Origin of the sequence: Thermosporothrix hazakensis (assembly GCF_003253565.1) — a bacterium.
GTDB lineage: Bacteria > Chloroflexota > Ktedonobacteria > Ktedonobacterales > Ktedonobacteraceae > Thermosporothrix > Thermosporothrix hazakensis.
In genome coordinates, this window is sequence record NZ_QKUF01000005.1 from 134,195 (window position 1) to 150,029 (window position 15,835).

A 15,835-nucleotide genomic window follows, 5' to 3' on the forward strand; every position below is an offset into this window, starting at 1 on the left:
TTTCAATGGAACACTCAGGCTTTCTGCCAGACCGCTCCATCTGGATATGCATATGCATCCAGCGTCTCTGGAAGCATCGTCGCGCTATAGCCAGGGGCCAGGGGCGCCTTATAATGTCCGTTCTCAATCACAACCGGATGCACAAAATGCTCATGCAGGTGATTGGCGAATTCAAGCATACGATCCTCAAGCGAGGCACTGACACAAATATAGTCAAAGATCGAAAGGTGCTGCACATATTCACAGAGTCCTACACCGCCCGCATGAGGACAAATCGGGATGCCAAACTTTGCCGCCATCAAAATAATTGCCAGCACTTCATTGACCCCGCCAACCCGGCAAGCATCAATCTGACAGAAGTGGAAGGCCTGAGCCTGAAAGAGTTGCTTGAAGATCACGCGATTCTGGACGTGCTCGCCAGTAGCCACCTTGATCGGCGCGATGGCTTTCGCGATGGTTGCATGCCCAAGCACGTCATCGGGACTGGTTGGTTCCTCAATCCACCAGGGATTATAGGGTGCCAGCGCCTTCATGTGGGCGATCGCCTGGTCAACATCCCAGACCTGATTGGCATCAACCATCAAGCGACGCTCGGGGCCAATTTCCTCTCGCATGATACGAATACGTCGCAGATCATCTTCCAGATTGGCACCGACCTTGAGCTTAAAGTGCGTCCAGCCTTTTGCCAGCGCCTCTCGTAAAAGCTGGCGCATCTGCTCATCGCTGTAGCCAAGCCAGCCAGCCGAGGTGGTATAGGCCGGATAACCACGCCGCCGGATCTCTGCTTCACGCTGCGCCCGGGTTGGCTCGTTGCGCCGCAAGAGCGTCAGCGCTTCCTCTGGTGTCAGCGCATCCGTAATATAGCGGAAATCGATACAGGACACCAATTGTTCTGGCGAGAGATCAACAAGGAGCTTCCAGAGGGGTTTCTGTTCCGATTTGGCCCAGAGATCCCAGACCGCATTCACCAGCGCAGCCGTTGCCAGATGAATCACGCCTTTTTCCGGGCCCACCCAGCGTAACTGGCTTTCAGCGGTTAGCGAACGCCAGAAGGCCGCCATATGAGAAGTTATCCCTTCCAACGTCCGACCAATCACCAGCGGGGCAAGTGCCTTAATCGCCGCAACACAGATCTCATTGCCGCGCCCGATAGTAAACGTCAGGCCGTCTCCCTGCAATGCTGGATCGTTCGTTACGAGCGTCACATACGCCGCCGAATAATCAGGATCGGGATGCATCGCATCTGACCCCGCCAGTGATCGCGACGTCGGGAAGCGAATATCACGAGCCACCACATCCGTTATGGTCAGGGGCATAGGTATTATCGCTCCTTACTACACAAAAAAATCAGGGCTGCTCACCACCACCATAACTTGTAAGCAACCGCCGCACCTCGTTTTGATAATCAGCCTGTACAGTGAGAATATGCGTTTCCATTGCCTTCACAGCGGCCTCTGCATCTCCCTGTTTTATTGCTGTCAGCACCGCTGCATGCTGCTCGGCAGAGAGCAACAATGAGCCAGGCGTTCCCCCGATGACGAGTTTCAGCGCCCATCGTTGCAAACGAAACGTCTCATTCACGGTATCGACCAGGAATTGATTGTGAGAGGCACGAGCAATACCAAGATGAAACTCAATATCACTCGCAATAAACTGGTCCCATTGACCGGCCTCTGCACTGCGCTTATTCTGTTCAACCGCGTTTTCCAACGCACGCAGTTCAGAAAGCGTGACTCTTTCCGCAGCCAGCCGGGCAGTCAGCATCTCCTGCAATCGCCGGAATTCCAGCAGGGAAAGCATATGGTCATGATCAACTGGCATGGAGAGAACAATAGCTGCGGTTGCCAGTGGTTGCTCTGTAGAGGTTACGTAAATACCACTCCCGCGCCGAGTCCGAACATAGCCCCGGGCGGTCAGTAATTTGATAGCCTCGCGCACCATTGCACGACTTACACCTAATTGTTCCCCAAGGCTCGACTCCGTGGGGAGACGATCGCCAGGTTTCAAGCCAGTAGTCTGAATCAGCTCAATGATCCGATCAGCTACCGTTTCATATCCTGGTCGGTAAGAAGTTTCTACTATCGCTATATCTTTATCGGTCATATTAATAGCTACAACTTCGTAAATAAATATGACTCATCGCTTTTTCGATTGTACCATAAGCAGTTGCAGAAATGCAAGAGAAACTGGCATCTCATGCGAAATTCGAAGACCTCTTCCTTAAATTAGTCTGACTCATTTTCTCATCCTGAACAGGTACATTTCTGCCTGAACGCGAAGGCCATTGGCCCTCTTCTCTTTTGCCTGCCCCAGTTGAAGCAAACACACAAAAAGCGGAGTAATATTAACAATAGGTCCAGGAACAACATCCATTTACATGAAGGAGCAAACGAGCATGATGAATGGTCAAACGATCGCGTCTTTTATCTGGACGGGATACAGTCGCGGCAAACGCCCAGAACGCAACGAAGACCGCATTCTTCTGAAGAAACGGCGTGGACTTGCCGCCATTTTCGACGGTGTTGGTACCGCAATGGGCGACGTCGGCTCCACGCTAGCGGCTGAGACGATCCAGCAACACTGGCGGCAACAGCCCACCCTCTCTGCCCTGCCCTCACTACCTGAGAACATTGAGCAACTGATCCAGCACGCTCACCAACGCATTCATGAGGAACGCGACCGCCGTCAACAACAGAACGCTGATGGTAATCCTGTTCGCATCGGCACAACGCTCGTGCTTACCCTGCTCTGCCCCCAACGCACCGAACAGGGCTATCCGCTTATTTACGCTCATATTGGCGATAGCCGCCTGTATCGCTATCGCGAAGGCATACCGCTGGAACGATTGACACTGGATGACAGCTATATCAATCACATGGTGACACAGGGAGCACTTTCAGCAGAGGCAGCCCACCGCATCGATCAAGCCACCAGCCGCGAGCAACTTTCCACGGAAGAGATGACCTATTTTGAACAGCGCAATCGTATCACGCAAGCTCTTGGAACCGACAAACCGCTGACCATCCACCTTGAGCAGACCTTTCTGAGCCCCGGTGATCGCTTGCTCCTCTGCACCGATGGCGTGCACGACAATCTCACCGATCAGGAAATCACACAGGTCTTGAGCCAGACAGCCTATACGAAACTCGCCCGCAAGCTGGTACAGGCGGCGTACCAACGCTCTTTGGAGAAGGAACCACTCCGCGCCAAAGCCGATGATATCAGCGCGATTGTGATTACCTGTCGGTGCTAGCAATACCCGTTAAAACTGGAAGCCTGTTCTCTCTCTCATATTTCTGCTACAATGTGGACAATCAGAGTTGGAAATGAGGAAGGTAGCTATGCAGCCCGAAGGCCGCTCAATGCGTGAAAACATTCTGGCAGCAGCCGTACAATTGTTCTCTGAATACGGCTACCATGCAGCGCCACTCCGCGATATTGCCCGCCTGGCCGGAATACAGGCAGCCAGTATCTATCACCATTACCCCAGCAAGCAAGCGCTGCTCGTTGAGATAATGGAAAAACATATGCAGCAATTAAATAGCAAGCTGGAGCGCATCCTGCATGAGTATCATGATCCACTCGATCGTCTGCGCGAGGCAATAGCGAACCATATTCGCCTGCATACCAGTAACAAAGCTGAATTCTTTATTATTGATACCGAGTTACGGGCGTTGGAAGGGGAGCATCGTACACGGATTATCGCTATGCGTGACACCTACGACGCTATGATTCAGGAGATCTTGCGAGATGGCATGGAACGCGGCGTCTTTCACCCAAGCGATGTAAAGGTAACGTCCTATGCCATCATTGCCCTCTGCACCCAGGTCTCTTCCTGGTTCCGTCCCGGCGGTCGTTTAAGTGTCCAGCAAGTTATTGATATTTATTACCAGATGGTAAGTCAGGGGCTTGTGCGAGTTCCCGAGCATAAAGATGAGCAAAAGCGGGAGGAATCAGTGCGTACTTGACGCCCTGTTTTTGCAGCAGCAATTGAAGCGCGTCAACAGCAGCTTCCAGCGGAAGATACGCGGAAATTAAACGGGTCACATCGACCTGCTTGCTCAGAATCAGCTCAAGCGCCTGAGCAAAATAGGTAGGCGTATGGTGAAAGACCCCCTTCAGTGTTAACTCGCTGTAGTGAAGTGGCCGGGTGGCAAACTGCACGTGAGAATCAGATGGGCAGCCTCCGAACAGATTCACCAGTCCACCGGGGCGTACAACCCGCGTTGCCAGCGTCCAGGTCTCAGGGGTGCCAACCGCTTCAATCGCGACGTCCGCACCGCGCTGGTTCTCGGTCTGCTGACGAATCGCTTCACACTGCTCATCCATTGACATGCCGGTCACATCCAGCACAATATCTGCGCCAAAAGTACGACCCAGAGCAAGCCGCTGCTCACCTCTTCCGGTCAGAATAACACGCGCACCGCGCAGCCGGGCAACGGCAACCAACAAGAGCCCAAGCGGCCCGGCCCCGAGGATTACAACGGTATCGCCAGACATAATCTCGCTAGCCTCAACGCCATGCACTGCACAGGCCAGTGGCTCGGTCAATGCAGCAGCAACAAATGAGGTGCCTGTGGGCAACACATACAGATTATGTTCGACAATGCGGGCAGGCACAAGCAGGTATTCGGCATATGCCCCGTTCAACAGTAACAGATCTTCACAGAGGCTATAGCGCTTACGTCGACAGTAGAAGCACTGAAAACAGGGGGCTGAGTTCGCAACGGAGACCGCATCTCCTTCATGGCAGCGCGTCACTCCCGGGCCAACAGCCGCCACGATACCCGAAACTTCGTGCCCAAAACCGCCAGGACCATTTTGAAACAGAAGCGGATGGCCGCGTCGATACGTCTTGAGATCAGTGCCACAGGTCGTAGCCGCGGCAACCTGGATGACAATCTCCCCAGGCCCCGGCTGCGGTACCGGGCGCTCCTCTAAACGAACATCCATAGGAGCATAGAACATTGCAGCGAGCATGAAAACACCTAGCCCTTCACTTTCCGATACAGATTTTGGAATTGTTATATCATATCTTGCTGCATATTGAAACCGCCGATACATACAAACAGCTACAACTAGCAAGCATGAAGCAAGGCCATAAAAAAAGAAACGGAACAGCTCCAAATTCGTTTTAGAGTATAGATGATATTTGTCTGTTCCCAACAATGCCTCATTTTTTGGCATTCCGTCCAACGAAGATGCATTGTGATACGTAAGACAAAGTGTATTTCCCTTTGATTATCAGGAATACAAACAAACAAACAACAGGTGATACATTACAATGGTGGAAGAACATCTGCAACCCAAGCAGGACACGAAATATCGCCGTAAATGGAGACTTATTCTGCTCTTTGTCTGTCTCCTGGTGCTGATCGCGGGAAGCAGTATCTATATGGTCGTTCGCGCGACAGGGAAACAGGAACAGCAGGAAAAGGCCAAACACATTACACCGACCGTTGCTCACCCCACAGAAACACCCACTGCAACTGTCACCCCATCAGCGCTCTTTTCAGATGACTTCAGCGAGGCAAATAAAGGCTGGCTTATCAGCAACAATGATGGCTATATCCGCTCCGTTTCCGAAGAGGGTCTGCTGATCGGTAATACCAATCACCGCATCACAACAGAAAGTATTCCGGTCTATTCACCATTCACTGATTTCGAGCTCACCACAACCTTTGTATTTCAAGCTGGCGACGATAATGATAGTATTGGCCTGTATTTGCGTGGCGACAACAATCTTGACCATAATTATCGCATCGAAATATATGGGAATAATACATATACCATCGCCAGAGAATCCTGGAATGTCAAAAACCATAGCCCGGAAGAAACAATGCTTGTGGATTACACGACCAGCAAGGCGCTCAAACCACGCGGTCAGGCCAACACGCTGCGCGTGACAATGCAGGGTTCAACCCTTCAGCTTTTCATTAACGGGCAACACGTGCAAACCGTTGAAGACTCCGAATATCAACAGGGACAGATTGCGCTCTTCGTCCGCAATGGCTTTAGCTCTGGAGGCGCACAGGCACTCTTCCAGCAGGTTGAAGTCTATCCGCTCCCCACTCCGGATACAACCGCAACGCCAACCCTCGATAGTACGCCATGATGGGCAAACAAGGGCATGCAGAAGGAGAGCATGCAATCTCTCCTTCCCTGCCAACACCTCTCTCCTGCTCACACGGTAACATCTATCAAACACAATAGATTACAATGAAACATGATGTCATATTTGAACGTGTACATATACAATATTCATAAGCACAGGAACTATATGTTACAATAGAAAGAGAAGCTACCTGTTCTCAAGTGAGCAAGAGGAGAAATGCAGAGTCAATGAGAGTAAAACATGTAATGACCCCGAAGGAGAAGGTTATTACGGTCAATGAAGACCAGACTCGACAGCAAGCAGCCCGGTTGTTATCAGAACATAATATCAGTGGCTTACCTGTCGTCAATCATGAACAGATCGTTGTTGGCATTGTCACAGAGTTTGATGTCATCGCCAAAAAAGGACGCCTTGTCCGCGATATTATGACACGCGGCATCATCAGCGTCACCAGTGAAACAGATCTGGAAGAGGTCCGAAGAATACTTATCAGTGAACGGATACGCCGTCTACTGGTCATCGATCAAGGCCGCTTAGTTGGTATTATCAGCCGCTCAGACCTTATCAAAGAAGTGGCAAAACATTATGTTTGCCCTATTTGTGGTGAGCTGATGCATATGCCAGACCCCCCGCGCGAATGTCTGCGCTGTGGGACTCAAGAGAACGCAACAGAACCTGAGCTTGTTGCACCAGGCTTCTAAAGCCAGTTCGTTGCGTCATTCCGCACGAGGTATATGAGGACAGATCATGCTTTTTTTACAGGCTAGCCAACAGTCCTCATGCTCGTATCCAGGATCCGCAGAGAGAAAACGAATAACAGTCGAACAGGTAGCATTGCCGCAACCACTGTCGGTTGCGGCTTGCCATTTATCCCCGGTCTCAACGCAGATACTACCCCGATCTGTATACTACCTATAGAGAAGAGAGATCGGGAGAGCAGGAAATGACACAGCCGCTTCGTATTTTAGTTGTCAATGATACCCAGGATATTCTGGATATGTTCCGCATTCTGCTGGAAGAAGAGGGCTATGAGGTTATCCTTTCCTCTTATCCGCTTCAGAAGGTTGGCGAGATAGAAAAACTTCATCCGGACCTGATCATCCTCGACTTTATGTTCGGTAGCGAGAAATCAGGCTGGCAGATGCTTCAGCTTCTCAAAATGCAGCGCAGTACAGCCTCCATTCCAATTGTACTCTGCACCGCTGCTCAGAATGCAGTACGCGATCAAGAAGGATATCTGACCGCCAAAGGGATTCGGATCGTCTATAAACCCTTCGATATTGATGAGCTACTCATAGTGATCAAGGAAACCCTGGATGCACAGAAGAACGCCCATACAGTCAGGAAGCACGAGGAAGCACCATAGCAGCCCGGCAATATAACCGTATTCAGTCAGGCAGCGTATACCGCTTATCAATCGCGGCACGGATCCGCTCTCTGCTCTCCTGTGCGGAAAGCTGCATATCGCGTTCGACTTCCTCAGCTTCTCGGGCCAGATCAGGATCTTTAATATCCTCCCGGAACCAGTGCGAATAATCTCCTTTGCGCAGATGAAACAGCCAGGTCTCATCATCAATACCCTGAGCAATCTGCATAAAGATGATGAGATTCTGCGCCCGCAGGTTCAGCCTTCCCTCGGGACCGCGGAAGTAGAAGCTCTTTTCGCCAACATTCCCTTCTGCGTATTTTCGCCGATGCCGCAGGTGCTCTTCTTCAGGGTGAGCAGGCACAATCTGCACCGCGGGCGTCGTCGCATCACGGAACCAGACCAGTGCCGCACCCGAATCTATGGTTGCGGGCAGCGGTCCAATCTCTGACAGGCCAAGCGCGCTGCAAAACTCACGCAAGACGGAGGGAGCCTGTGCCCCCACGAATATGGCAACATCTATCAATTCCAGGACGCGGCGAGCTATGCTTCCTGGATGCGCCGTAATAAATAGGAGATTGAACAGGTCACGCATTTCGATGAATGTAGCTGCATCAAACTCGGGCGAGAATATATGATGAGCCTCATCAAAGATCAGCCAGTGAGGATGACCCAGACGTATCTGAAGCTCTCGTAGCGAGGGCAGCAGGTTCCGGGCGATCATCGGCCTATCACTCAACGGACAACCGAGCAGGTTCATAATGGCCTCTTGCTCTGGCTTCTCCAACAGTTGCAACATTTCCTGGGCAGTGGGCTCTTTCTGACTACTGCCAAGAGATGTGGCCGCCTGAAAGGTTTCATAATCACCCTCAGGATCGATCAAGCAAAACTGATAACACTGATCAATAAGCTGCTCTAGCAAACTCATTGCCAGTGTAGACTTTCCGCTTCCAGATGCTCCCGCAATCAGCATATTTGTGCGATTGACATTCAGGATTAGCGGCTCATTGTTCTTCTTTGTCCCGAGTACAAGCTTGCATCTGGCAACCCGTCCATCAATCTCGCGAAGGTCATCAGCAACTAGCTGATCAACCAGCTCCACCACCCCATTACCGTGATCCGCCTTCGTCACATAGTCGGCTCGATCCTTCAAAGCAGGCAGAGCGTTTGAGACCGCGACCGAGCATTCACACAGTGAAAGGAAGGAGTGATCGTTTTCAGCGTCCCCCACACCTACCACATTATGCGATGAGATCATGAGCGTATCGAGCACTCGCTTGAGCCCGGTGCCCTTGTTAATACCTGCCGGGAGCACCATTACTGCCCCCTTATTAAAGATCACCTGATGCTCCAGACCCAGTTCATGAATAGCTTCTATCACCGTTGTCTCATACGGGCTATGCGTCGAAACAATGACTTCTCCGACTTCTAGAGGCGTGACCCCCTTTGACCGCAACAGTTCAACAAATTGTGGTGGCGGTGCCTCTGCCAGAAGCTTCTTTGTCCCGCTGGCAGGCGAATAGAAGAGGGCACCATTTTCCGCAACAACCCAGGTGAATAGATCCAGACGAGGAAAGATCCTCTGTATATCTTCCAGCAGACGTCCGGTAATCAAAAGGAGCTTTCGACCCGATGCAACAACGCGTTCCAATGCATGTATTGTCCTCTGGCTGACTATCCCATCTTTTGCCAACGTACCATCATAATCGCAGGCAAGGATCATATAATGCATAGCTGTTCTCGTCCTCTCCGTTTAGACTGCACCACAAGAGAAATCACAACACATTCTCCTGGATACAACACGGTTCCTGCTCTATCATGGTGTCAACGATAAAAAGGGCCGAAAAGTCCTTGTCAGGTCCCTTCGGCCCAAGCAGTACGATTAGCGAAGCTTCAGTGTCTCTACAATCAGATCGAAAATGTCTGTTTGATTCAGCACTCCACTCACCTTTTGCGCGTTAGGCCCTATAGCAGCAATCCGCACCTGTGTTCCTGTATGGGACTGCGCTTTCCCCTGTGGTGCCGTTGCATAGCTGACATACAACAGAGAGCCATCCTTTGTGATCAGCTTGCTAAAGGCTCCGGGCTGCTTCGAGTCCTCTGGCTTTTGAATAATCTGAGCTGTTTGCCCGTGATCAGCCATAACCAGAATCAAGGTCTCCGGGTGGGTCTGGGCAAAATCCAGTCCCACTTTCACGGCGGAATCAAAGGCTATGGTCTCGCCTATTTGTTGACAGGGACTCATAATGTGGCTCTGTTTGTCGATTGAGGCACCCTCAACTTGAAGCAAAAAGCCCTTCTCGCTGCTTTTTTGCAGGAGTTCAAGGGCCTTTAAGGTCATTGCCGCCAGTGAGGGTTCATTGGCAGGCCGTTGATTCTGCTGGCAGGTCTGGGGGCCGCTTCCAGGATAGGGGCGCGCCGCTTCTCCTTTCCATTCCAGACTCATATCAGCATCGTGGAACAGGCCAAGCACATGCTTTCCCTGCGCTTTCTGCATGCCCGCCGTATCGGTCACTACCGTATAGCCCCGTGTCTGCGCGACCTCCATCAGCGTCTTATTACCGTTCTCAATCACCTGGGAAAAGCGCTTTTTTCCCCCCCCAAGTAGCACGTTGACCTTATGATCGATCTCCTGTTCGGCAATCGAACCAGGACCACCCGCACTTTTCTTATCCTTCGGGCAAGCCTTCATCTCGGCTGGGCTACGACAATCCCGATCGCTGACGTGCGCCACTGCCGCCGCAGGTGTTGCGTCTGTCAGGTCCGCCGTGGTGATATCACCGGTTGCGTAACCTGCCTTCTGCGCCAATTCAAGCAGGGTGGGCAGATCCTCATCTGTACCTGGCGTTGTCGAGATCCGTCGATTGCTTGTCTTCTCTCCGGTTGACCAGCCAGACGCACTGGCGGCTGAACTGGTTACATACTCGGGACGGTGAGGCTTTTCTTCCTGCACCGCATAGGTGGTTACAGAGCCGACAAACGGCAGACGATCCAGAGAGAGCCTGCCCGCCGCCCCTACAGCATAGTTCCGGGCAAGCGTGATCTCGGAATCGCCCATACCATCTCCAAGAAACAGAATGACTTTTTTTGCCTGCTTATAGGTCTTGCTCTCTGCCGTTAACAAACTCTTTGCAAACAAAACCGCTGGCACTGCGATGGTTACCAGAATCGTCACCAGCAAACCGATGGTTCGTGCTCTCCTCAACCACACGTTCTCCTCCTCGCGATTTCACAGCACTCGATCATTGCCCTACAAAGCGGATTCCCACCCCTACAAAAACATCATATTACCAGTATACCCGCTTTTCTTGATTTAGAGCAAAGTACAGTAAAAGCACAAATACATCTCTATTCTTCAATATGCATGTTCTGGCAAGCGCTCACGTATCCATGTCGCAACCGCCTGCACCGTCTCTTCAAGAGAGTGCTGGCCGGTGTCATACAACGTCACGCGCTCAGGTGAGGTCGCAGCCTGTTCTCGAAAATACTGTTGGAAGGAGATCATGCGCTCGATCACTTCCGGCGCATGCGTTTGGCGCCAGGCGGGACGATCATGCAGCCGTTGCGCCAGCAATTCATCATTACAGACCATTGCCAGTGCATGTATCTCTGAAAAGAAACGCCCTTCAGGAGAGGATGCGCACCGTTCGGGCAAGAGCGAGCCACACAGGACCACAGCCAGTCCCGATTGCTGAATGTTCTTTGCCATCCGCAACCAGACAGAGACATAATCTTCGTCGCTCACATTGGTTGCTCCCCAGAGGATATCTGTTTCCAGCACAACACATTCACCGCGCAGCTCTGACGCAAGCGCGAGACAGATCGTCGTCTTTCCGACACCGCTGGCTCCCGTAATGAGAAACAGTGGTAGTTGCACAAAGGGATAGTGATACTGACAAACCGGGCAGATCGCAAAGGGCCCGGTCCGGTCTATCACTTTTTCAACGCGATACTCTCCACAGCGTGGGCACACATTAAACATCGAATAGCTCTCCTTCTCCATGCGACTCCAACAGGAACAATGTAGCATACAAAGAGTGTAGCAAGCAAAAAAAGATCTCCCGAGCGGATCAGAAGATCCGCTCGAGAGATCCATACCCCGTTCACACACACGAACCTATCAGGCTTTGCTCTTCTCGACAGCTCTCGCTTCTTTCCGTTGAGCCAGCGATCCCGTCCAGGGCGTCCCGAGCAGTGGCAGGAGATAACGGTCAACACCGTAGTATCCTGCGATGCGCCATGCCAGAATGAGGAACACAGAGAGCACGGCCAGAACCGGGTTCACGCTGACTGCCCCTGCCAGCAGGAAGTTCAGGTTCATGAAGAATCCGAAGAAGGCGGCAATACCGGTCAACGCCCCGACGATCAAGCCCAGTCCTACCAGGAATTCACCAAACGGGATGACATACGAGAAGACATGCGCGTTGGGCAGTACTGCGTGTTCAAGGAACCATGCATACCAGCTCTGCACCGCAGGATGTGCCCCTGCCGCGTTCTTGAGCGCACCCTGGATAAACCCATGCATTGCCGCATCGCCACTAGTCAGCCAGGATGTGCCTTCGGGCTGTCCAAACAGCGTATACCCGGTTAACTTCTCCCATCCGGCGGAGATCCACTGATAGCCAACATAGAGGCGCACTAGCAGCCAGAGCCAGGCAACACGCGTATCCGAAAACAGGAACCGCACCACAGGGGATGCTGGAATATTCATCGCTGATTTTGGCTGTACTTTTTGAAAAGTATACATGATATCTATTCGACTCCCTTCTGCACGAAGATTGCTTGCAGTCTCATCTGCGGTTCCGTTCCGCAGTTTGTATTTCTTCCTTGTCTCTGGCCTTAGTATGCACTCTGTAGCTCACAGCACCATCTCATGCCTGTTGCTTTTCCTCTCAAGCGCATCACAAAGGGGAAGGCATCACTTTTTCCCTGAAAAGCACCATCGTTCCGGGGAGAGCAGTACCATAAAAACACGTTCCCTATCCTGAAGCACTTCTTCTTCTATTCTGAAGGAATTTGTGAGCGTTTTGTGATGCCAGAATGCACCACAACAGTACATCAAAAAACAAGAATCCGTATAATGGGAATGTCCATCTCGCAGGGAGTCAAACAGACAATCATCATAGGAAAAGGGAGACTATAGCATGCCTGGCGACTCCCATTTTTCAGAGAAGATGCCCTATCCTCAGACGCTTGTAGCAGGAACTATAAGACGACCGAATAGATAGATCGAAACAATTGAAGGAGAGCGACCCATGTCTGTCAAAAAAACAACCATACTGGTAGCGGATGATGACCCCCAGTTGCTTCGTCTGGTATCGCGCAACCTGGAATTTGAGGGCTATGATGTACTCGCCGCAAGCGACGGACAGCAAGCCCTGGAACAGATTGAAAAACACGCTCCGGCTCTGGTCTTACTGGATGTGATGATGCCCAGGCTCGACGGCTTCACTGTGTGCCAGCGCGTTCGCGAGTTCTCCTCTGTCCCTATTATCATTGTCACTGCTCGCGGTCAGGATCAGGAGAAGGTGAAAGGGCTGGATCTTGGCGCTGATGACTATCTCACTAAACCCTTCAGCGTCGATGAGTTGCTTGCTCGCGTTCGGGCTGTTCTGCGCCGCACGCAGCTTTCTACCCAGAACGATGGAACAGGTCTGCGTACTATTACAACCGTTGGGGATATCACCATTGATTTCGCGCAGCACCTCGTTACCATCTCAGGGAAAGAAATTTCTCTCTCCCCAACCGAATATCGCCTGCTTGAGTATTTAGCACAAAACACCAATCGCATTTTGACACAGGATCTCTTACTTGAGCATGTCTGGGGGCCCGAATATATCGGTGAAAGCCATATGCTTCAGGTCAATATCAATCGGTTACGACGCAAAATCGAAAAAGACCCAGCTCACCCCTCCTATATCAAGACCAAGATCGGGGTAGGCTACGTGCTAACAGAGCCAGGAAAGAAAGCAAAGTAAAGAGCGTCCGGCAGGGTTACCGTGATGTAGCCCTGCTCCTATCAGAACAGATCGCAAGCCGGGCAAAAAGCTCCGCAGTCTCATACTTGATTTTTACCTTGTCCGGCTATTACTCTTTAAAGAGGTTAGATACTCATACTCATAGCCTGCTTGAAGGAGAAATGTTCATGTCTGAAGAGAACCAGGGCTCCTCTGCCCTTTCCGAGCAAGGAACAATCAGCATCTCGTCCAGAGAGCTCGGCCCCCTGCTCGATGTGCTCCCAGATGCACTGGTCATCGTCAACCAACAGGGAACCATTGTTCTGGTAAACAAGCAGGCTGAAAAAATATTCGGCTATACCCAGGCCGAGTTACAGGGACAAACTATTGAGAAGCTGATCCCACAACGCTTCCGACAACTTCATGTTGCGCACCGACAGCACTATTCAAAGGCTCCCAGAACGCGCCCGATGGGACTGGGATTGCAGCTCTATGGCACCCGCAAAGATGGCTCCGAATTTCCTGTTGATATCAGCCTGCGTCCACTTCAGCTTGACGACCAACCGCACGTGATTGCTGCCATTCGCGATGTCACTGCACAGCGCCGGGCGCAGCGTGAGCGTATGCAGCAGCTTCAGCAGATTCAACGACAGAGCGAGATCATCAATCTAGCCTACGACGCTATTCTGATTCGTGACCCCATCGGGCGTGTACTTTTTTGGAATCATGGAGCAGAACGACTCTATGGCTGGTCCACACAGGAGGCTCTGGGGCGCATCGCGAACACACTGCTGAAAACGCGCTTCCCGGATGGGAAAGCAACAGTCAATGATGATCTCGAACAGAAGGGCAAGTGGGAAGGCGAGCTAATTCATAGTGACCGAAACGGCAATATGCTTATTGTTGAAAGCCGTCAGGTACTTGTCCGCGATCAGGCAACCAATGAGCCAAGCGCCGTCCTGGAAATTAACCGAGATGTGACGGAACGCCATCGCCAGGAACAGAAGCAGCAGGCAGTGCATGCCGAGACGCTGGCCCGGCTCTCGTTCCTGCGCGAAGTGCTCGACGCCCTGCCAAACGGTATCCAGATCGTATATGGGCCGAAAGCGCGTCTGCTTCTCGCGAACCGGGCCACCCATCGAATGTGGGGCGCGTACTGGAAGCAAGATCAGCCGATGGAGGACTTTCTGAAGCAGCATAATATCCATGTGCTCGATGCAAATCAGCAAGAGATGGCTCTTTCGTCCTTCGCCACGCTTCGCGCTGCCCGGAAAGGCGAAACCGTCCTGTATCATCAGGAAACCATCCGCCAGCCTGACGGGACCAGCCTCCCCGTTCTGGTAAATGCGATCCCTGTGCGGAAAAAGCAGGCAGATATTTCATTTCTGCTCCAGTCCGACACTGAGTCCGTGGAGCAGCAACAACTTGCGATTGTTGTCTATCAGGACGTCACCCCCTTAAAAGAAGCCGAATATTTGAAAGATGAGTTTATCGGGATTGTGGCGCATGAGCTACGCACGCCGCTGGCGGTCCTGATGGGCTATGCAGATACGCTGCTGGTCCAGTCCGCACGCGGCCATGGCGCACCTCTGGCCGACTGGCAACAGGACGCCCTGCAAGACATTAAGCAGGCAACCGAGCGCCTTGTAACCCTGACTGATGGCTTGCTTGATGTGACACGCCTGCAAGCCGGGCGTCTCCTTCTGCACTGCACCGCCACAGATCTGGATGCGCTGGTACAGCGTGTCGCTTCGCACCTGCAACAGACAACATCACAGCACCAACTCGAAGTACATCTGCATACGCCCGCGGCCATTGTCTATATGGACCCACAGCGCATCGATCAAGTCTTAACCAATCTGATCGAGAACGCCATCAAATACAGCCCACAGGGTGGCCCTATTTGGATCAAAGTGCGCACCAATCCAGAGCAGCAAACCGCGATTGTCAGCGTGCAGGATCGTGGCATAGGTATCCCGAAACGACAGCAGGGGCAAATCTTTGGCCGTTTTATGCGCGCCGATAACGCTCAAGCCTGGGGCATTACTGGAACCGGCCTGGGGCTCTATCTCTGTCGCCAGCTTGTCGAACGGCATAAAGGGCAGCTCTGGTTTGAGTCAGAAGAAGGGGTTGGCTCAACCTTCTTTATGTCGCTCCCGCTACTCAGCCTCCGGGATGAAGAAACGTCTCCACCCACTACCTCAGCAAACTAGTAGACAGGTCGGGAGTCAGATGCAATACTCCCGGCCCTTTTCCTGCCCGGATGTGACCGAACTGTGAGACCCTCATCTCCATTTGAGAGCACTCCGTGAGTATTCACGCCTATAGTATCTGGCAGAGATGAATTTCTCTGCCAGCAGTCGCATTTTAAGAGAAATGATCCGCTCTTCACAGGAG

General features: G+C 52.0%; 14 protein-coding genes. 7 read left to right on the plus strand and 7 right to left on the minus strand.

The window, feature by feature from the left end:
• Positions 1-14: 14 nt before the first annotated feature.
• Both EI42_RS09970 and EI42_RS09975 read right to left on the minus strand, forming a co-directional pair.
• A complete protein-coding gene (locus EI42_RS09970; protein WP_111321412.1) occupies positions 15-1,316 on the minus strand; it encodes an L-fuconate dehydratase in 1,302 nt (433 codons plus the stop codon).
• 31 nt (positions 1,317-1,347) lie between these two features.
• Positions 1,348-2,103, minus strand: a complete 756-nt coding sequence (locus tag EI42_RS09975) for a FadR/GntR family transcriptional regulator (RefSeq protein WP_111321414.1) — start codon at positions 2,101-2,103, stop codon at positions 1,348-1,350.
• A gap of 292 nt (positions 2,104-2,395) precedes the next feature.
• Between EI42_RS09975 and EI42_RS09980 the strand changes: the two genes are divergently transcribed.
• Both EI42_RS09980 and EI42_RS09985 read left to right on the plus strand, forming a co-directional pair.
• Positions 2,396-3,253, plus strand: coding sequence for a PP2C family protein-serine/threonine phosphatase (locus tag EI42_RS09980; protein WP_170142514.1), 858 nt, complete (start codon positions 2,396-2,398; stop codon positions 3,251-3,253).
• 88 nt (positions 3,254-3,341) lie between these two features.
• Complete coding sequence (locus tag EI42_RS09985; protein ID WP_170142515.1) at positions 3,342-3,968, plus strand: TetR/AcrR family transcriptional regulator; 627 nt, start codon at positions 3,342-3,344, stop codon at positions 3,966-3,968.
• Here EI42_RS09985 and EI42_RS09990 read toward each other — a convergent pair.
• Positions 3,874-4,968 (minus strand): zinc-dependent alcohol dehydrogenase, encoded by a 1,095-nt coding sequence (locus EI42_RS09990; RefSeq protein WP_211326106.1) that lies wholly within the window; start codon positions 4,966-4,968, stop codon positions 3,874-3,876. The genes EI42_RS09985 and EI42_RS09990 overlap by 95 nt on opposite strands.
• Positions 4,969-5,284: 316 nt before the next feature.
• Between EI42_RS09990 and EI42_RS09995 the strand changes: the two genes are divergently transcribed.
• From EI42_RS09995 to EI42_RS10005, 3 genes are all read left to right on the plus strand, one after another.
• Complete coding sequence (locus EI42_RS09995) at positions 5,285-6,115, plus strand: 3-keto-alpha-glucoside-1,2-lyase-like domain-containing protein (protein ID WP_111321422.1); 831 nt, start codon at positions 5,285-5,287, stop codon at positions 6,113-6,115.
• A 227-nt stretch (positions 6,116-6,342) separates the two neighbouring features.
• Positions 6,343-6,816 (plus strand): CBS domain-containing protein, encoded by a 474-nt coding sequence (locus tag EI42_RS10000; RefSeq protein WP_111321424.1) that lies wholly within the window; start codon positions 6,343-6,345, stop codon positions 6,814-6,816.
• Positions 6,817-7,058: 242 nt separating this feature from the next.
• Entirely contained in the window at positions 7,059-7,481 is a 423-nt protein-coding gene (locus tag EI42_RS10005; RefSeq protein WP_111321426.1) for a response regulator, read from the plus strand.
• Positions 7,482-7,503: 22 nt separating this feature from the next.
• Here the strand turns inward: EI42_RS10005 and EI42_RS10010 are convergent, their stop codons facing one another.
• The 4 genes from EI42_RS10010 to EI42_RS10025 form a co-directional block, all read right to left on the minus strand.
• Positions 7,504-9,213 (minus strand): HAD family hydrolase, encoded by a 1,710-nt coding sequence (locus tag EI42_RS10010; protein WP_111321428.1) that lies wholly within the window; start codon positions 9,211-9,213, stop codon positions 7,504-7,506.
• Positions 9,214-9,363: 150 nt separating this feature from the next.
• On the minus strand, positions 9,364-10,686 hold the full coding sequence (locus EI42_RS10015; protein WP_211326107.1) for an alkaline phosphatase: 1,323 nt from the start codon (positions 10,684-10,686) through the stop codon (positions 9,364-9,366).
• A 150-nt stretch (positions 10,687-10,836) separates the two neighbouring features.
• Complete coding sequence (locus tag EI42_RS10020) at positions 10,837-11,463, minus strand: P-loop nucleotide/nucleoside kinase family protein (protein ID WP_170142517.1); 627 nt, start codon at positions 11,461-11,463, stop codon at positions 10,837-10,839.
• 138 nt (positions 11,464-11,601) lie between these two features.
• Positions 11,602-12,228, minus strand: coding sequence for a DoxX family membrane protein (locus EI42_RS10025; RefSeq protein WP_111321432.1), 627 nt, complete (start codon positions 12,226-12,228; stop codon positions 11,602-11,604).
• Between the two features lie 508 nt (positions 12,229-12,736).
• Between EI42_RS10025 and EI42_RS10030 the strand changes: the two genes are divergently transcribed.
• Both EI42_RS10030 and EI42_RS10035 read left to right on the plus strand, forming a co-directional pair.
• A complete protein-coding gene (locus EI42_RS10030) occupies positions 12,737-13,459 on the plus strand; it encodes a response regulator transcription factor (protein WP_111321434.1) in 723 nt (240 codons plus the stop codon).
• A gap of 167 nt (positions 13,460-13,626) precedes the next feature.
• Positions 13,627-15,651 (plus strand): PAS domain-containing sensor histidine kinase, encoded by a 2,025-nt coding sequence (locus tag EI42_RS10035; protein ID WP_170142518.1) that lies wholly within the window; start codon positions 13,627-13,629, stop codon positions 15,649-15,651.
• The last annotated feature ends 184 nt before the right edge of the window (positions 15,652-15,835 follow it).